The sequence below is a fragment of the Mesorhizobium sp. CA12 genome (assembly GCF_020165255.1).
GTDB lineage: Bacteria > Pseudomonadota > Alphaproteobacteria > Rhizobiales > Rhizobiaceae > Mesorhizobium.
The window spans coordinates 33,841-51,543 of the sequence record NZ_JAIUHT010000003.1; the positions used below are offsets into that span (position 1 = coordinate 33,841).

The following is a 17,703-nucleotide window of genomic DNA, read 5'->3' on the forward strand; positions in this document are numbered from 1 at the left end:
ACGAGTCCGGCTGCCATCAAGACGGGCACGGCGCGCTTGCCGGCCCGCGGACCTTTCCAACTCAACCACGCCACAATGCGATCCCACCCAATGCGCGACTGCGCGTTGCCACAACTCTGGCGGATCGATTTTAAGGAATGGTTGCATGAGCGGCAGCGGCCGCTCCGATAACCGGCAAACAATTGCCGGTATGATTAAGGTACTGTTTCAAAACTGTACCGAAGGATCTGTGTCTAATCCTACCAGCGGACGAAGAACCGTCCGCCTAGCGCGCCGAGCGCGGTCAGGAAGGCGATCGCGACCGTATACCAGGTAGCGACGAAGAGGGGCGAATCATCGAAGCAATGCGCGGCGTAGAAGGTCGCCGCGAGCCCGCCGGCGAGCAGGCCGGCCACCGCGCCCGCCAACACCGGCCGCGTCGGCGCGCCATAGCGCAGCATGCCGAGGAAGATAGCCAGCGGGCCGATGCCGATCAGCGGGATGAAGCTCATGCAGATCATCATGTTCGAGCCGATAAGCCGCTTGCCCCAATCGGCCTCGGGCACGACGAAAAGCTCGAGAACCACCGCCAGCACCACCAGAAGCGGCGCGGCGATCATCCAGGCCATCGCCCGCACGGTCGAAGCACCCGGCATCGACAGCGCGCGAATCAGCGCGAAAGCACTGGCGGCGAGCGTCAGCGTGAACACGAATTTGGACATGAAGCGCATCGTGTGCATGGCCGGCATGATGTCGGGACGCGGCCCGATGGTCGCAAAGAAGACCATCGCCGCGATCGCCATGGCCACGCCGACCGCCAGCCACCAGGCCCTGCCCATCGGCATCGCCTCGTCGCGGGCATCGGCGTCGAGCGCCTTGATGAGATCCTCTGTCCTCATGTCGCTGTTCGTCCAAATCTTTTGGCGATCGCGGCCAGGCCGCGATGCAGCGACACGCGCACCGCCGTCTCGCTGATGCCGAGCTTGCTCGCCGTCTCGCCGATCGAATGGCCATCGACCGAGATCGATGCCACCACGGAGCGTTGCGCCGGCGGCAGGCCGTCGAGCGCCCGGTTGATGTCGCGCTCGCTCACCGTTTCCGCCTCCGGCTCGGCGAAGGTTTCGGCGATCTCGTCGATCTCGACCTCGATGCGCCGCCCGCGCCGGCGGAACGCATCGATCAGCTTGAAGCGGGCGATCGCATAGACCCAGGGCAGCACCGGCGCATCAGGCCGCCAGGTGTGGCGTTTGACATGAATGGCCAGCAAGGTTTCCTGCACGACATCCTCGGGATCGACCCCGCCTTGAACGATCTTGCGCCGGACAAAGCCGCGAACGAGGGCGGCGATCCCGTGCAGAAAGTCGGCATAAGCCCTTTCGTCTCCCGCGATCGCGGCCCTGAGCAGCCGGGAAAGCTCGGCCTCGTCCTTGCCGGTCACAAGAGTTTACCCCCAATGTTCGCGTCTCGGCCCTGGTTTGTTACGTGGCCGGCGAAATAATGTCCAAGCCAAACTGCCGGTAAATCACGAAAGTTTGCGGGGAATGCCCCGTGTGCACGTCGGGTTAAGCCTTCAGGATCAATAAAGAGTCCTTCAGGAGCTTTAATCCTTTCCGCACGGTCAACTTTCGGCGTCTCTTTCGATACCGCTGTCTCAACTCCGCTAATATCTTCAGATGGCTCTCGTCGATCCGAGGATCCGAAGCCACATCGAGAGCTGCTGGCAGCGTAAGCAGGGCATCAGCATGCATGTTGGCGTAAGGTGAAGAATCATAGGTATCGAAGGGCGTCGGCGGGTAGCTCAGTATCGTAGGGTTGGTGTTGATCTCGAACACCTGGATGCGGCCTTCTACGATGGCGTAGTCAATACGGCCGTATGAAATCCGGGCCATCTCAAAGACCTTCTGGAGTTCGACCGAATGCGGATGAGTACGGACGAACAGGTGATGCTCGTCCAAATGCCGGCCCGACAAACCACGTCCGGGATCCTTTATGAACCAGTCCCGGCTCGCAAAACAGTGCTGGGCATAGCTGTTGTCGCCGACCCGATAGGCTGAATATTTACGGTAGTATCCATCTGCGTCGGGCCTGGACCCAAACTCTACGAGCATGGGACTGGCCCAATTCAGCGTCTGCAATTCGGCCAGGGCTGAACTGATGTCAGTTATAGATCGCAAGAGGCGCGGGGGCTTATAGGCGGCGCCGACCTCGTCACGCAAAAACACCGGATACCGCAACGACTCCGGCAATGGATGGGGCCTAGATACCCGGAAATTATTGATCCCCTCATCAAACAGCATGCGCAGCAAATCGTATCGCCGCAGGCTATCGCGAGGATGGTTAAGTTGAGCGATCTCGGGTCGATGCCGGTCAATCTGGTCGCGAACTTGGCCCGCGTTGGCGACTTCGGTCGGATCAAGCCGGTCCATGTCCGACCAGATGATGGTTCCCCGCTCCAATTTCAGAAGTAGATCGATTTCGTCATACCCGACCAGACGAAAAATCCGCTGAAGGTCCGTCCGATAATAAAGAAGCAGACAGGCCTGCGTATACGAATGCGATCGCTGACAAACATAAAAAATCATGATTCACCCGCCCTCCCCCAACCTGCCTCGGTGGGTGGCAAAATCAAGGTCCTCACTTTATAAGGCTGTGCTCAGACAACCTACTTTTCGAAAATGACGAAAATCACGTTCCACAAAATTGGAGAGGACGGCATTCTCCGTATGGCCGCGATGGAAGCGGCAACTTGGGGCTCGTTGGGTGCAACCGAGGCGACGATCCGCCAGCGCCTGTCGCTCGGCCACATCATGATCGCAGCCGTTCAGGAGACAACCATCGCCGGAGCCGTCTGCTTTGTGGAGACCGCTCATGATCCACGCGACAAGGCAACCTTCCCGGCGACGTTTTCCGCTTATTCTTCGTTGACCCGCTCCGTTCCCCCAAATTCTCTTTATGTCTACAATTTGGGTGTACGCCCGGAGTTTCGGGGAACTCCCCTCTCGCGACGGCTATTGGCACATCTTGTTGATTATGGCCGGGAGGCAGGGACGCGCTGGATAGTCGGCGACGGTCGCTGCCCTTCTTATGGCGGAGCTCAAGAAGATTCTCCCGATAAGGTGGAGATAAATGCCGACTTCCGAAGAACGATTGACGAATGGCACCGCACGGGAATCATGCCGTCGGTCGGCCATTTGACACAGGATCCTTTGCTCAACTTCTACCATCGAATCTTGAAATGCGAGTTTCTTCATCTTGCGCCAGCCTTTCTTCCCGAGGACGTTAGCTCTGGCGGGTATCGAGTTATTTTCGCAGTTGACCTCTGTAAATGACTGAGCGTCGAGACCTGTTCGACCCGTTGGCACTCGGCGGCGATCCATTTCCGGCGTTCGCTAGCCGACGCAAGGCCGGCGGAAGCGCTTGGGGGAAGCCGCCATACCCCGAGTTGAACGGGGCTTTGTATGTGTTCAGTCACAAACTCGTTTCCGAGGCCTTGAAACATCCTCTGCTCCTGCAGGCCCCACCAGGCGCATACCAGGAGGTACGGCAGAAGATTACGTCGAGCGACGCGCTCGGTCTTCTAACTCGATCGATGCTGCTGTCGGATCCACCTCGTCACCTGCAACTGCGCCGGCCGTTGTCGGGCCAGATGACCGGTTCGGCCAGCCATAGCATGACCGCAGATCTCCGGCGAGATGCATTGGCGCTGACCCGCGCCGCCGTAGCCGGCCGACGGTTCGACGCAATCCGAGAACTTGCTATACCGTTTTCGGTGGGCGTGCTGGCTAATATACTTGGAATCGACATCGAGGAACCCTCACGCGTGGCTGATCTCGCGCAACGCATGGCCGATGCGCTGGACATTAGAACGGCCCAGGTCAGTGAGGATGCAAATCAGGCCTGCCGCGAGTTGTCCGAATGGGTATATCACATCCTTCAGACCGGCAGGATTAGCGCGGGCGGCTTGGTTGCTCGCATGCTTTCAGAGGCAGAGCTGGGCAGATGGGAGAGGGATGATGTTGTAGCCAATGTGGTGTTCCTTCTTTTCGCCGGTCAGGCAACAGTGGTGGACACGTTTGGGAATGCCCTCTTCGCGCTGTCCGCATTCCCGAAGCAGTTTGAGCTGTTGGAGAGCCAGACCGTGTCTTGGCAAACCGCAGCCGAAGAACTGCTGCGGTACTGCGCTCCTGTGCACTACGCGGGAGCGCGCATAGCCGCCGAGGACCTGCACTTTGCTGGCCAATTCATCGAGGCCGGTCAAGGTATCGTACCCGTATTGGCCAGCGCCAACAGGGATGAAGCAGTCTTTCCCGCCGGCGACAGCTTGGATTTAAGGTCGCGAGTACCGTCTACTCTCACATTCGGCACCGGCCTGCATATTTGCTTGGGGCAACATGTCGCGAGGCTAGAATTGGCCGCTCTGCTTGAAGCCCTGTCCACGGTCGCCAAGGGCTGGCGACTGGACCTTGAGGCCTGCGTCAGACGGCCATCGATCCTCCTGTTCGGCTTGAAAAGCGCTCCAATGCTGACTCGAGCAAGTCCCAGATTGTGACCGGATGTCTGCAGACTCCGACACACGGGGGCTTTCGCCGTGCCCTTGGCGACCAATTGAAGCAACGCTCAATCTTGACTATTGTAATCATGTATTGGTAGGAGCAGCCCTGCCCTGAACCCTTGTTTGATTTTTAAGGACGATGCCTATGAAAATTGCCCTTTCCACACTCGCCGGCGCCGCGTTGGCGCTCGGCCTGATCGCCGGCCCGGCCAAGGCCGAGGATCAAGGCATTATCGTCTACAATGCCCAGCATGAGAGCCTCGCCAAGGAATGGGCAGCGGGCTTCACCAAGGAAACCGGCATCAAGGTCACGCTGCGCAACGGCGGCGACAGCGACTTCTCCAACCAGATCGTCGCCGAGGGAGCGGCCTCGCCGGCAGACGTGTTCCTGACTGAGAATTCGCCGGCAATGGCGCTGGTCGAAGCCGCCGGACTGTTCGCGCCGGTCGACGCCGATACGCTGGCGCAGGTTCCGCAGGAATACCAGCCGTCGACTGGCAAATGGGTCGGCGTTGCCGCCCGCAGCACCGTCTTTGCCTATAACAAGGCCAAGCTGAAGGAAGACCAGTTGCCGAAGTCGCTGCTCGATCTTGCCGATCCGAGCTGGAAGGGCCGCTGGGCCGCCTCGCCGTCCGGCCCCGACTTCCAGGCCATCGTCAGTGCCCTGCTGGAGCTCAAGGGCGAGGCCGCTACCGCCGACTGGCTGAAGGCGATGAAGGAGAATTTCACCGCCTACAAGGGCAACTCGACAGTGATGAAGGCGGTCAATGCCGGCGAGATCGATGGCGGCGTGATCTACCACTATTACTATTTCGGCGATCAGGCCAAGACCGGCGAGAACAGCGGGAATATCGGCCTTCACTATTTCAAGAACCAGGATCCGGGCGCCTTCGTTTCGGTGTCGGGCGGCGGCGTGCTGGCTTCCAGCAGGCATCCGAAGGAAGCCCAGGCATTCCTGAAGTGGGTGACCGGCAAGGGCGGCCAGGACGTGCTGAAGACCGGAACGTCCTATGAATATGCGATCGGCAAGGATGCCCAATCCAACCCAAAGCTGGTGCCGCTGGCCAATCTGCAGGCGCCGAAAGTCGATCCGGCGAGATTGAATTCCAAGAAGGTCATCGACCTGATGACGCAAGCCGGCTTGCTTTAGTTCGCGTTCGTCCTAAAAGGGCAACGACCGTGCTCCCGCGGGAATTTGCCTTCCGCGGGAGCGTTTTTGTTTGGAGATCGCTTCGTCGATGACAGTCGACTGCGCTTCGACCCGCCTGAGTGGCACATCGGACCGCTTCCGCCGGCAGGCGGAGGCGACCCAGCGGCCTGCCTGATGCAATCGGCGATCGACATGACGCCGGCAAGACTGCCTGCGGCCCGGATGAAGGAGCGCCGGCCCACATCATGGATCACGCTCGCCGCGGCTCTTATCTCGCTCATCGCGCTGCTGCCGCTCGCCTTCATCGTCTGGGTCGCGATCCAGACCGGCTGGGACACCGTGGTGGCGCTGATCTTCCGCCCGCGCGTCGGCGAATTGCTGGTCAACACCGTGCTCCTGGTGGTCGTCACGGTGCCGATCGCCATCGTGCTGTCGGTGGCGCTGGCCTGGCTTACAGAGCGCAGCGACCTGCCCGGCAATCGCTGGTGGTCGTGGCTTTCGGTCGCGCCGCTCGCTATCCCCGCGTTCGTGCACTCCTATGCCTGGATCAGCTTCGTTCCGGGCCTGCATGGGCTGTGGGCCGGCGTGCTGGTCTCAGTGATCGCCTATTTCCCATTCCTTTACCTGCCGATCGCCGCCGCGCTGCGCCGCCTCGATCCGGCGCTGGAGGATGCGGCCGCGGCGCTCGGTCTTGACCCGTGGCGGGTCTTCGCGCGCGTCGTGCTGCCGCAGCTCAGGCTCGCCATCTGCGGCGGCTCGCTGCTGGTCGGCCTGCATCTCTTGGCCGAATACGGCCTCTATGTCTTCATCCGTTTCGACACCTTCACCACCGCGATCGTCGACCAGTTCCAGTCGACCTTCAACGGTCCGGCGGCCAACATGCTGGCCGCCGTTCTGGTGGTCTGCTGCCTCTTCCTGCTCGCCCTCGAGGTGATGATACGCGGCGAGGAGCGCTATGCCCGCGTCGGTTCCGGCGCCGCGCGCAAGCAGCAGCGCGCTCGCCTCGGCCGCGCCACCCTGCCATGCCTGCTTTTGCCGGCCGGCGTCGCGCTGCTGTCGCTCGGCGTGCCCTTCGTCACGGTCAGCCGCTGGCTGATCGCCGGGGGCACGGAAGTCTGGCGCTGGGACGAGATCGGCCTGGCGCTCGGCCAGACGCTGTTCCTCGCCATCGCCGGCGCGGTGCTTGCAACGGTTGCCGCCATGCCCATGGCCTGGATTTCGATCCGCGCGCCGGGGCCGCTGCAGCGCCTGCTCGAGAGCTGCAACTATATCGTCGGCGCGTTGCCGGGCGTGGTCATCGCGCTGGCGCTGGTGACCATCACCGTGCGCGTCGCGCTGCCGCTCTACCAGACGCTGTTCACCATCGTGTTCGGTTACGCGCTGATGTTCCTGCCGCGCGCGCTGATAAGCCTGCGCGCCTCGATCGCGCAGGCGCCTGTGGAGCTGGAGCGCGCCGCCTCCAGCCTCGGCCGTCCGCCGGTCAAGGCGCTGTGGTCGACGACCATCCGCCTTTCGGCGCCGGGCGCCGCGGCCGGCATGGCGATGGTGGCGCTCGGCATCACCAACGAGCTCACCGCCACCCAGATGCTGGCGCCCAACGGCACCCGCACGCTGGCGATGGCATTCTGGTCCTATAGCGGCGAGATCGACTACGCCTCCGCCGCCCCTTACGCGCTGATCATGGTGGCGATGTCATTGCCGATGACCTGGTGGCTCTACATCCAGTCGAAGCGGATGGCCGGACGATGAGCTTTCTCGAACTCAGCGGCGTCGCGAAAAGCTACGGCCCGGTGACGGCGCTCGCCGGCGTCGACCTTGCGGTGGAAAGCGGCAGCCGCACCGCGATCGTCGGGCCTTCCGGCTGCGGCAAGACCACCTTGCTCAGGCTGATCGCCGGTTTCGAGGCGCCGGACCGCGGCCGCATCGCACTCGACGGCAAGGTGCTCGCCAACGGCGGCGCGGCCGTGCCCGCGCATCGCCGCGGCATCGGCGTGGTGGCCCAGGACGGTGCCCTGTTCCCGCATCTCACCATCGCCGACAATATCGGCTTCGGCATCCCGCGGAATGCCGACAAGCGAGCCGAGCATATCGTCGAGCTCGCCTACATCGTGGGGCTGGACAAGGCGATCCTGAAGCGCCGGCCGCACGAGCTTTCCGGCGGCCAGCAGCAGCGCGTGGCGCTTGCCCGCGCCATGGCGATGAAGCCCCGGCTGATGCTGCTTGACGAACCGTTCTCGGCGCTCGACACCGGGCTTCGCGCTTCGATGCGGAAGGCGGTGGCCGAGCTTCTGGAAGAGGCGGGCATCACCACCATCCTGGTCACGCACGATCAGGCCGAGGCGCTGTCCTTCGCCAGCCAGGTGGCGGTGATGCGCGAAGGGCTGTTCTCGCAGGTCGGCACGCCGCGAGAGCTCTATTTCCAACCCAGGGACAGGATGGTCGCCGAGTTCCTCGGCGACGCCATCATCGTGCCGGCCAGGATCGCGGACGGCTTCGCCGTCTCGCGGCTCGGCCGCATCGCCGTCGACACGAAGGGACGGCGCGATGTCGCCCGCATCATGCTGCGGCCCGAGCAGATCCTGCTCAAACGGACCTCGCGCGAAGGCATGTCGGGCACACCCGACATGCTGTTCGGCGAAGTGACGGACTGCGAGTTCGCGGGTTCGGTCTGCACCGTCGCGGTGCGGCTGCTCAACAGCCCGGACCCGCCCGATGCGGCCGCCATCGGCAACACGCCGCTGATCCTGCGCAGGACAGGCATGGACGCGCCGGAGATCGGCGAGATCGTGCGCTTGACCGTCACCGGCAAGGCGCATGTCTTTGCTTAGGTCGGGGTTGAGGCGTGTCGATATTCAGGTCAGGCCGAGCCGAAAACGGCGGGTTTCGAGAACCGGAGCGGAGCGTACTTGAAGTACGTGAGCACCGGAAGCGCAGGAAACCGCCGTTTGCAGGCCGGCCTCACCTGAATATCGGCATGCCTCAGCGCACGCGCTGCCCAGTTGCAGGCGACCAAAGCGGCCATTGCTCCAGGAAATCAACGCTGTGGATGACCACGCGCTGCCCATCGATCAGGATAATCGAATAGGCGGGTGGCGCCTGCTCGACCACTTCGTCGCCGACCAGGTCGAGCATGAAGCGGGCATGCAGGCCGCGCTGCACCGAGAACGGAATGCCGGCGACGGTGCCGGCGATGTCGCGATGCACATGGCCGAAGAAGATGTAGCGGACATTGCCGTGGCGGGTCAGCACGTCGATGAGCCGCTGCGGCTGTTCGAGGCCGAGCGGGTCGAGCAGAGTGAGCCCAAGCTCGACGGGTGGATGATGCAGGAAAATAAACGGCCTTGCCTGCCGCCTCGCCAAGCCGTGCGTCGAGCCATGCAAGCCGGTTGTCGCACAACTCGCCGGTGACGCGGCCCTCCGCCATGCTGTCGAGAAAAACGAGTCGCCCTTCCGGCGTGTCGAGTACCGACTGCACGAAGCCGTTGCCGTCCGTCCCGTTATCCGGAAAGGCGGCGATCAGATTGGCGCGCCGGTCATGGTTTCCAGGCAGCAGCTGGTAAGGCGCAGTGAGCCGGCTCAGCGCCGATTTCAAATCGGCATAGCTCTCGGCTTCGCCGTCGTCGGCCAGATCGCCGGTGAAGATGCAGAGCGCCGCATCTCCATGCCGAGCATTGATATGATCTATGCAGCGATCGAGCCGCTCGTTCAGATCCGCGCCATAGCGTATCTGGCGCCGACGATCGAGATGGACGTCGGTGACCTGGATGATCTTCATTCCGTGAACCCTCAGATAATTTGCAAAGTCAGCCTTGCAAGGCCCGCCTTACAGCACCGGTTCCGGCACCGAGGCCTTGAACACGTCGAGCCTGCCGCCCGTCTCCGAGGAGAAGAAGTGCAAGTCCGCTTCGGCGAACTGCAGGCCGATCGTGCTGCCCGGTTCGGAGTGGACGATCTCCGACGTCACGACAGAGAACGGCGCGCCGTCGAGATCGACATAGACGACGCGGCCGGCGCCCAATTCCTCGATGAGGTCGACGGTCGCCGCGAGCGCTCCCGGCGTGCCCGGCGCCACCATGCGGACCGCCTCCGGCCGGATGCCGACCGCGACTTTCGAGCCCACGGGAACGCCCGTGCGCGACACGTTGAGCTTGCGGCTGCCGCCGAGCAATGACAGCCCGTCGAGCGTGACGGTGCCTTCGAGCATGTTCATCGCCGGCGCGCCGACGAAGGTGGCGACGAAGCGGCTGGCCGGCCGGCTATAGACTTCCGCCGGTGTGCCCACCTGCTCGACACGGCCGCCATTCATCACCACCAGCCGGTCGGCTAGCGTCATCGCCTCGACCTGGTCGTGCGTGACGAAGACGGAGGTGGCGCTGAGGCGCCGGTGCAGCTTGCGGATCTCGGAGCGCATCTGCACGCGCAGCTTGGCATCGAGGTTTGAGAGCGGCTCGTCGAAGAGGAACACCTTCGGCTCGCGGATCATGGCGCGGCCCATGGCGACGCGCTGGCGCTGGCCGCCGGACAGCGCCATCGGCTTGCGGTCGAGCAGGTGCTCCAGCTTCAGGACGCGCGCCACCGCCTGGACGCGCTGGGCGCGTTCGGCCGACGGAACGCCGGCCACCTTCAGCGAATAGCCGATGTTCTGCGCCACGCTCATATGCGGGTAGAGCGCGTAGTTCTGGAACACCATGGCGCAGCCGCGCTCGCGCGGCTCGAGCTTGTTGACCACCGTGCCGTCGATCGCGATCGTGCCGTCGGAAATCTCTTCCAGCCCGGCGATCATTCTGAGCAGCGTGGACTTGCCGCAACCGGACGGCCCGAGGATGACGACGAATTCGCCCGACGCGAAGTCGAGGTCGACGCCATGCACGACCTGCGTCTTGGCGTAGTTCTTCTTGACGCCGCGAATGGCGATGGAGGCCATTTTCCGTCTCCCTATTTTTCGGTGGCGATCAGGCCGCGCACGAACCAGCGCTGCATCAGCACCACGACGATCAGCGGCGGCAGCATGACGATCAGCGTGCCGGCCATGGCGATATGCCATTCGGGCGCGCCGCCGACATTGGGGATGAGCTGCTTCAGCTCTGTCACCGCCATCGCATGCGACTGGTCGGTGGTGATAAGCAACGGCCACAGATACTGGTTCCAGGCCCACAGGAACATGATGGTGCCGAGCGCCGCCATGTTGTTGCGCGATAGCGGCAGCAGGATATCGACGAAGAAGCGCAGCGCACCGGCGCCGTCCATGCGCGCCGCCTCGGTCAACTCGTCCGGCACGGTCAGGAAGAACTGGCGGTAGAGGAAGGTGCCGGTGGCGGTCGCGACCAGCGGCAGGATCAGGCCGCTATAGGAATTGAGCAATCCCAGGCTGAGCGAAACCTGCACGCCCGAGACCTTTTCGATCAGCCAGGAGAGGCCGGTCAGGTCCATGATCGCCTGATAGGGCTCGAGCACGTTGGCGACCACCGCGTAGGTCGGCACGATGCGCACCTCGAGCGGCAGCATCAGCGTGATGAAGATCAGCCAGAACATCAGCATGCGGCCGGGATAACGGAAATAGACGATCGAGAAGGCGGTCAGCGCCGAGATGATGACTTTCCCGGCGGCCACGCCAAACGCCATGATGAAGGAGTTGAGCAGCTTCGGACCGAGGTCGGCGGTCGTCCAGGCCGTCCTGATGTTGACCCAGAAATCGCTACCCGGCAGCAGCGACATCGGCACGTCGTTGACGTCCTTTAGATTATGCGAGGCGGCGATCGCTACGATGACGAACGGCGCCACGCAGAATACGAAGCCGACGAACAGGATCAGATGCGTGAAGAAATTGAGGATCGGGGTGCGCTCGACCATGGCCCGCCTCAACGATAATGCACGCGCCGCTCGATGAAGCGGAACTGGACGATGGTGAGCGCGATGATGAGCAGCATCAGGATGATGCTCTGCGCGGCGGCGCCCGAATAATCGAGGCCTTTGAAGCCGTCGGAATAGATCTTGTAGACCATCAGATTGGTGGCGTTGGCCGGTCCGCCTGCGGTCATGATGTCGACGATGCCGAAGGAATCCTGGAAGCTCTCGGTGATGTTGATGACCAGCAGGAAGAAGATGGTCGGCGTGATCAGCGGAAACTGGATATCCCAGAAGCGCCTGATGACGCCGGAGCCGTCCATCGCCGCCGCCTCGATCAGCGAGCGCGGAATCGCCTGGAAGGCGGCGAGGAAGAAGATGAAATTATAGCCGACATATTTCCACGAGAAGGCGATGATGATCGAGGCCATGGCGTCGGTGCCGTCAAGGCCGGGGTCCCAGAAGCCGGGCCAGACTTGGTTGACCACGGCCATGAAGCCGGCTTCCGGTGCCAGGATGAAGCGAAACGCCAGCGCCAGCGCCGGTGCGGCGATGCCGTAAGGCCAGATCAGCACCACGCGGTAAAGCCATGAGCCGGCAAGCTGGCGGTCGGTCAAGGCGGCGAGAACCAGCGCGATTATCATCGCAAGTCCCGTGCTGATGCCGGCGAAGATCATGCTGGCGGTGATCGAGTCCCAGTAGCTGGCGTTGGACAGGATCGAGCGGAAATTGTCGAGCCCGACCCAGATATTGCCGCCGCCCCAGGGCTGCTGCAGCGTCAGCGACCAGTACACGGCCTGCCCGGCCGGCCAGTAGAAGAAGGTGAAGATCAGAATTAGCTGCGGCACCGCGAACAGGATGCCGATCGTCCATTTGCTGAAAGTGACGCGTTTTTCCATCGATCCGCCGATGTCGTTGAACCGCCAACCCGCTCGCGCGGCACAAGACTAAGGCATGTCTCCCGAAAGTGGGAACCGGTTTCGGGAGACAAAGACATGCCCAAATCAAAATCCATATGAAATGGCCGCCCGTCGATGCTCGGCGGGCGGCCGTTCCAGTATCCGGGATCAGGGCAGGGTCTTACCCGGATAGGTCTGCTGGAAGCGCTCGAGGATCGCGTCGCCATTCTTGACCAGCGCGTCGAGGCCTTCCTGCACGCTGACCTTGTTGGCGAAGATCGCCTGCATCTGCGTGCCGAACTCGGCGCGGATCTGGGTGAAGTTGCCGAGGCGGATGCCGCGGGTGATCTCGGTCGGCTCCGACGCGGTCAGGCTGGCGATCGCCACTTCACGTCCCTTATAGGGCGCCTTGTCGTAGAAGCCGTTGGACTTCATGAAATCGAAACCCGACTTCGTCACCGGGATATAGCCGGTGTTGGTCGACCAGAACAAAGCGGTCTTGGGGTCGTGGATGAAGTTGAGGAACGCTGCCGCGCCCTTGTATTCCGCGTCCGACTTGCCCGACAGCACCCACAGCGAAGCGCCGCCGACCAGCGAGTTCTTGCGCTCGGTGCCGGCATAGACCGGCAGCTCGGCCACGTCCCATTTCATGCCTTCCTTCTGGGTGCGGCCGACCGTGCCGTGATCGCCGACCGAGGTCAGGATGAGCTGGCAGGTGCCGGTGGCGAAGGCCTGAACCATGTCCTGGCCGAGGTCCTTGGACTTGATCTTGACCAGGCCCGCGTCATACCACTTCTTGAGATCGGTGACGTACTGGACGAACTTGGTCTTGTTGACTTCCAGACGCGCGTCGAGACCGTCATAGCCATTGTTCTTGGTGGCGATCGGCTGGTTGTGCAGCGCCGAGAACTGCTCCATCAATTGCCAGCTTTCATTGGCCGAGATGTTGATCGCCATCGGGCAATCATAGCCGGCGTCCTTCAGCGCCTTGAGGTCGGCGGCGACGTCTTCCCAGGTCTTCGGCGCCTCGGTCTTGCCAATTTTGGCGAAGGCGTCCTTGTTCCAGTACATCAGCGCCGTCGAGGAGTTGAACGGGAAAGACAGCATCTCGCCCTTCGACGTCGCGTAGTAGCGGGCGATGCCTGGGAAATAGTCGCTATAGTCGATCTTGTAACCGTTCTCTTCCATCAGCTTGTCGGCGGGCTTGTAGGCGCCCGACAGCATCATGGTGGCGGTGCCGACGTCATAGACCTGGACGACGGTGGGCTGCTTGCCGGCGCGGAAGGCGGCGATCGTGTTCTGCAGGGTGGCGTCGTAATTGCCCTGGCTGGTGCAGACGACCTGGTAGTCCTTCTGGGAATCGTTAAAGTTCTTGCACAGCGTGTCTACGACGCGGGCGAGATCGCCCGAAAGACCGAACCAGAAATCGAATTTGACCGGCTCCGCAAATGCAGGAATCGCAAGCGCGGTGCTGAGCGCGCCAGCGGCAAGGGCGGCAAAGCCCCGCTTGATGATCGTCATGGTTTTTCCCTCTTGAGTGGCAGTGTGACAAGGTTTTGCGCAAGTCCTTGCCCGCTCTCATAGAGAAGGTATGTGACAGTTCTGTTGTGGCCCTGAGGCCCTATGGACAGCCAGTCTCTCCTCCCCTGGCAGCGGTCGCGCCGGCATGAAAACGTCACATCGGCGCTCTAGGAAGCTAGGGCGCTGCGAAGCGTCGAAAAGGCCTCCGTGATTAACCGGCTAACTGGATGAGAAGAGACATGCTGGTCCCGCAGCTCACGCACGTACCCGTCGCCGCCCGCAACGCCATGCGGGACGGACCGCGCGACAGCGCCACCCATCTGCGCCACGCGGCCGCCGTTCCCGCCCTCGGCGAGATCGAGATCGGCGGCAAGGCGTCGCACGAGAGCGCCGGCGAAAGCCTGACCGTCATGACGTGGAATGTCGAGCGGCTGCGTCATGTCGATGCGATCGCTGCTACGATCGCCGGCCGGGCGCCGCACGTCGTGCTGCTGTCCGAAGTCGACAAGGGCATGGCGCGCTCCGGCAACGGCCATCTTCTGAGTCGGCTTGCCGATCGTCTAGGCCATTCCTATGCCTATGGCGTCGAGTTCCTCGAACTCGGCGCCGGCAATGAGGCGGAGCAAGCGGCAAATGGCGGCGCCGAGAACATCGAGGGCTTCCACGGCAATGCCATAACCAGCGCCGTCTCGCTGCTGCGGCCTTTCCTCGTTCGGCTGGATGCGGCCGGCGCCTGGTTCCTGCCGGAGCACGGCCAGCCGCGCGTCGGCGGCCGCATGGCGCTTGGCGGCCAGGTGATGGTCGGCGACCGCCGCGTCACCGTCGTCTCGGTGCATCTCGAGAACCGTACGACGCCTGCCGGCCGTGCCGACCAGACGCGCCACCTCCTCGACGCCATCGACAGATACGATGTGGGAGCGCCGGTCCTGATCGGCGGCGATTTCAACACGCTGACCGCAACCTATGAAGAGCGTCACACCGATCCGGCCGCATGGCAGGCGCGCATCGACGCCGAACCGGACCGGCTGATGTGCCCCGACCGCCACGAGCCCCTCTTCGCCATCATGGCCGGGCGTGGCTACGATTGGCGCGGCGCCAACGCGCTGGACAAGCCGACGCAGCGGCGCCCGGCGGGCGACAGCACGCCCACCGGCCATATCGACTGGTTCTTCACCCGCGGCCTTGCGGCAAGCGCGCCGGCGACGCTGCCGGCGGTGTTGCCGGACGGCAGCCCGAGCGCCGACCACGAGGCGCTGGTGGTTACGGTGCGGGTAAGATAGCGGCCACGATCAGGGTTCGAGCGCCGCTTCCACCAGCCGCTTGGCGTCGGGGCTCGACCATTCGGCCGGGCCGTTCATATGCGCTATCAGGCAGCCTTCGCCGTCGATCAGCATGGTCACGGGAAGCCCGAGCGCCAGCCCGCGCGTCTTCGCCTCATTGAACAGGGCGATCGTCGGGTCCCGGTAGAAGCCGAGCGTCTCGACGCCGATCTCCTTGAGGAACTTCTTCGGCTTCGTATCGTCGCCGGTGTCGACATTGACCGCGACGACCTCGAAGGCATTGCTGCCCTTTTCCTTCTGCAGCGCATCGAGCGCCGGCATCTCGGCGCGGCACGGCGCGCACCATGTGGCCCACAGATTGAGCAGCACGGTCTTGCCGGCGTGGTCGGCGATCGTCATTGGCTTGCCGTCGGGCCCGTTGAAGGCAAGGCTCTTCAGCGACTGCGGCGGATCGGCCGGCTGCAGGGCCGCGACCTGGCCGACGGCCTTGGCGGCAACCTGCTTGGCGCGGTCGGCCTTGGCCGCGCAGGCGGCATCGTCCTTGCCGGCGACCGCGACGGCCTTCTCGGGAGCGTTGTTGCCAGAACCGCTCTCGCTGACATATACCGCGACCGCGCCGGCCAGCACGCCCGCCACCAAAGCGGCGAGGATGAGGCGCGTGGCCGGAAAAAAGAACCTATTGCCGTCTGCCATTTTCAAAACTGCTCCGGAGCACGGGTTATAGCGATGAGCGACAAGAAGGCCAGCAACCAGATGTGGGGCGGACGTTTTGCCTCGGGTCCGGCCGCGATCATGGAAGCGATCAATGCGTCGATCGGCTTCGACCGCAAGCTCTATGCGCAGGACATAAGCGGATCGATCGCCCATAGCGAGATGTTGGCTCAAACGGGCATTATTTCGGCCGCCGATCAAGAAAAAATCGCTCACGGGCTGAACACGATCTTGAAAGAGATCGAGGCCGGCACGTTCGAATTCTCGACCAAGCTGGAAGACATCCACATGAATGTCGAGGCCCGCCTTGCCGACCTGATCGGCCCGGCGGCGGGACGTCTGCACACCGCCCGCTCGCGTAACGACCAGGTGGCGGTCGATCTCCGGCTTTGGGTCAAGCAGGAATGCCAGCGCGTCGCCCTGGCGCTGAAGGACCTGATCGCCGCGTTCCTGGAACGCGCCGAGGAGCATGCAGCGACCGTCATGCCCGGCTTCACCCATATGCAGGCGGCGCAGCCGGTGACCTTCGGCCACCACTTGATGGCCTATGTCGAGATGTTCGGCCGCGACCTCTCGCGCGTCCGCGACGCCATCGAGCGCATGGATGAAAGCCCGCTAGGCGCCGCGGCTCTTGCCGGCACGAGCTTCGGCATCGACCGCCACATGACGGCGAAGGCGCTGGGTTTCCGCGAGCCGACGCGCAATTCGCTCGACAGCGTTTCGGACCGCGATTTCGCGCTCGAGTTCCTGAGCCTTGCCGCGATCTGCGCGACGCACCTCTCCAGGCTCGCCGAGGAGATCATCATCTGGTCGACGCCGCAATTCGGCTTCATCCGCCTGTCGGACTCATTCTCTACCGGCTCCTCGATCATGCCGCAGAAGAAGAACCCGGATGCCGCCGAGCTGGTGCGCGGCAAGACCGGCCGCGTCAACGGCCATCTCGTCGGCCTGCTGACCGTGATGAAGGGCATGCCGCTGACCTATGGCAAGGACATGCAGGAAGACAAGGAAGCGGTCTTCGACGCCGCCGAGACACTCGACCTGATGCTGGCGGCGACCGCCGGCATGGTGCGCGACATGACCGTCAACGCCGCCGCCATGAAGAAGGCCGCAGGCGCCGGCCACGCCACCGCGACCGACCTGGCCGACTGGCTGGTGCGCAATCTGGGCCTCCCCTTCCGCGAAGCCCATCATGTCACCGGCCGCGCCGTGGCGCTGGCCGAGGAGAAGAAGCTCGGGCTGGAAAAGCTCTCGCTGGACGACCTGCGCTCGATCCATTCGGGCATCACCGACGACATCTTCTCGGTGCTTGCCGTGCAGAATTCGGTCAAGAGCCGCACGAGCTTCGGCGGCACCGCGCCGTCGGAAGTGCGAAAGCAGATCCGTTACTGGAAAAAGCGGCTCGCCAAGGCTTAATGCATGTTGCCCACAAGGGTGCAGCGGTTCTGGGACAACGACATGCATCAAAACAATTGCCGGGATGCAAAGCGCTGAGAACTCGGCTAAAAGCGCAGCACGCAATCAGTTTCGAACGGATGGATCGATGACCCGTAGCAGGATTTTGGTGACGCTGGCGCTGCTGGCTGCGGTAGTCACCGTCACGGCCTGCGGCAGGAAGACCGGCCTCGACACGCCTTATGAGGCGGCGGAGCAGGCGCGCAAGGATGCCGAACGCGCCAAGCAGCCGGTGCCGCCCGAGCCGGAAAAACCCGTCAAGGACAGGAAGTTCATCCTCGATCCCCTGCTGTAGAGCCGGTGAGATCGACC

At 63.1% G+C, this 17,703-nt stretch carries 17 protein-coding genes and 1 pseudogene; 8 read left to right on the forward strand and 10 right to left on the reverse strand.

The annotated features are described in order from the left end of the window. Nucleotides 1–239 precede the first annotated feature (239 nt). The 3 genes from LB520_RS06615 to LB520_RS06625 all read right to left on the reverse strand — a co-directional run bounded on the left by LB520_RS06615 (nt 240) and on the right by LB520_RS06625 (nt 2,561). Nucleotides 240–878, reverse strand: a complete 639-nt coding sequence (locus LB520_RS06615; protein WP_224636896.1) for an NrsF family protein — start codon at nt 876–878, stop codon at nt 240–242. Next, nucleotides 875–1,417: a sigma-70 family RNA polymerase sigma factor gene (locus LB520_RS06620; protein WP_095767489.1), complete on the reverse strand. Its 543-nt coding sequence runs from the start codon at nt 1,415–1,417 to the stop codon at nt 875–877. The genes LB520_RS06615 and LB520_RS06620 overlap by 4 nt, the downstream gene beginning before the upstream one ends. A 124-nt stretch (nt 1,418–1,541) precedes the next feature. Then, a complete protein-coding gene (locus tag LB520_RS06625; RefSeq protein ID WP_224633295.1) occupies nt 1,542–2,561 on the reverse strand; it encodes a hypothetical protein in 1,020 nt (339 codons plus the stop codon). A 93-nt stretch (nt 2,562–2,654) separates the two neighbouring features. Between LB520_RS06625 and LB520_RS06630 the strand changes: the two genes are divergently transcribed. The 5 genes from LB520_RS06630 to LB520_RS06650 all read left to right on the forward strand — a co-directional run bounded on the left by LB520_RS06630 (nt 2,655) and on the right by LB520_RS06650 (nt 8,509). Further along, nucleotides 2,655–3,308, forward strand: a complete 654-nt coding sequence (locus LB520_RS06630) for a GNAT family N-acetyltransferase (protein ID WP_224636897.1) — start codon at nt 2,655–2,657, stop codon at nt 3,306–3,308. Beyond that, a complete protein-coding gene (locus LB520_RS06635) occupies nt 3,305–4,528 on the forward strand; it encodes a cytochrome P450 (protein ID WP_224636898.1) in 1,224 nt (407 codons plus the stop codon). Before LB520_RS06630 ends, LB520_RS06635 begins: the two co-directional genes overlap by 4 nt. A gap of 148 nt (nt 4,529–4,676) precedes the next feature. Further along, nucleotides 4,677–5,681: an iron ABC transporter substrate-binding protein gene (locus LB520_RS06640; RefSeq protein WP_140845908.1), complete on the forward strand. Its 1,005-nt coding sequence runs from the start codon at nt 4,677–4,679 to the stop codon at nt 5,679–5,681. 174 nt (nt 5,682–5,855) lie between these two features. After that, a complete protein-coding gene (locus LB520_RS06645; protein ID WP_224636899.1) occupies nt 5,856–7,430 on the forward strand; it encodes an ABC transporter permease in 1,575 nt (524 codons plus the stop codon). After that, entirely contained in the window at nt 7,427–8,509 is a 1,083-nt protein-coding gene (locus tag LB520_RS06650) for an ABC transporter ATP-binding protein (RefSeq protein ID WP_095767486.1), read from the forward strand. Before LB520_RS06645 ends, LB520_RS06650 begins: the two co-directional genes overlap by 4 nt. 151 nt (nt 8,510–8,660) lie before the next feature. On the opposite strand, the gene LB520_RS06655 is transcribed toward LB520_RS06650, so the two are convergent. The 6 genes and pseudogenes from LB520_RS06655 to LB520_RS06680 all read right to left on the reverse strand — a co-directional run bounded on the left by LB520_RS06655 (nt 8,661) and on the right by LB520_RS06680 (nt 13,945). Further along, nucleotides 8,661–9,041 (reverse strand): hypothetical protein, encoded by a 381-nt coding sequence (locus tag LB520_RS06655; RefSeq protein WP_224637228.1) that lies wholly within the window; start codon nt 9,039–9,041, stop codon nt 8,661–8,663. 196 nt (nt 9,042–9,237) lie between these two features. Further along, a pseudogene (locus LB520_RS06660) lies at nt 9,238–9,456 on the reverse strand (metallophosphoesterase); the annotation flags it as partial. Between the two features lie 48 nt (nt 9,457–9,504). After that, nucleotides 9,505–10,605, reverse strand: a complete 1,101-nt coding sequence (gene ugpC / locus LB520_RS06665; RefSeq protein ID WP_224636900.1) for a sn-glycerol-3-phosphate ABC transporter ATP-binding protein UgpC — start codon at nt 10,603–10,605, stop codon at nt 9,505–9,507. Between the two features lie 11 nt (nt 10,606–10,616). Continuing rightward, nucleotides 10,617–11,531: an ABC transporter permease subunit gene (locus tag LB520_RS06670; RefSeq protein ID WP_095767483.1), complete on the reverse strand. Its 915-nt coding sequence runs from the start codon at nt 11,529–11,531 to the stop codon at nt 10,617–10,619. Between the two features lie 8 nt (nt 11,532–11,539). Beyond that, nucleotides 11,540–12,424, reverse strand: coding sequence for an ABC transporter permease subunit (locus tag LB520_RS06675; RefSeq protein WP_224636901.1), 885 nt, complete (start codon nt 12,422–12,424; stop codon nt 11,540–11,542). 168 nt (nt 12,425–12,592) lie between these two features. Next, the gene (locus LB520_RS06680) at nt 12,593–13,945 is read right to left on the reverse strand and encodes an extracellular solute-binding protein (protein WP_224636902.1); all 1,353 of its coding nucleotides are present in this window, start codon (nt 13,943–13,945) and stop codon (nt 12,593–12,595) included. A gap of 239 nt (nt 13,946–14,184) precedes the next feature. Here LB520_RS06680 and LB520_RS06685 point away from each other — a divergent pair, with 239 nt between their 5' ends. Next, nucleotides 14,185–15,225, forward strand: coding sequence for an endonuclease/exonuclease/phosphatase family protein (locus LB520_RS06685; RefSeq protein WP_224636903.1), 1,041 nt, complete (start codon nt 14,185–14,187; stop codon nt 15,223–15,225). A 9-nt stretch (nt 15,226–15,234) separates the two neighbouring features. Here the strand turns inward: LB520_RS06685 and tlpA are convergent, their stop codons facing one another. Beyond that, nucleotides 15,235–15,918 carry a thiol:disulfide interchange protein TlpA gene (tlpA, locus tag LB520_RS06690; protein WP_224636904.1) on the reverse strand — a complete coding sequence of 228 codons (684 nt, stop codon included), beginning with the start codon at nt 15,916–15,918 and terminating at the stop codon, nt 15,235–15,237. 33 nt (nt 15,919–15,951) lie between these two features. Here tlpA and argH point away from each other — a divergent pair, with 33 nt between their 5' ends. Together argH and LB520_RS06700 are read left to right on the forward strand one after the other, a co-directional pair. Beyond that, nucleotides 15,952–17,352, forward strand: coding sequence for an argininosuccinate lyase (gene argH / locus LB520_RS06695; protein WP_224636906.1), 1,401 nt, complete (start codon nt 15,952–15,954; stop codon nt 17,350–17,352). A gap of 127 nt (nt 17,353–17,479) precedes the next feature. Continuing rightward, nucleotides 17,480–17,686 (forward strand): lipoprotein, encoded by a 207-nt coding sequence (locus LB520_RS06700; RefSeq protein ID WP_095767477.1) that lies wholly within the window; start codon nt 17,480–17,482, stop codon nt 17,684–17,686. The last annotated feature ends 17 nt before the right edge of the window (nt 17,687–17,703 follow it).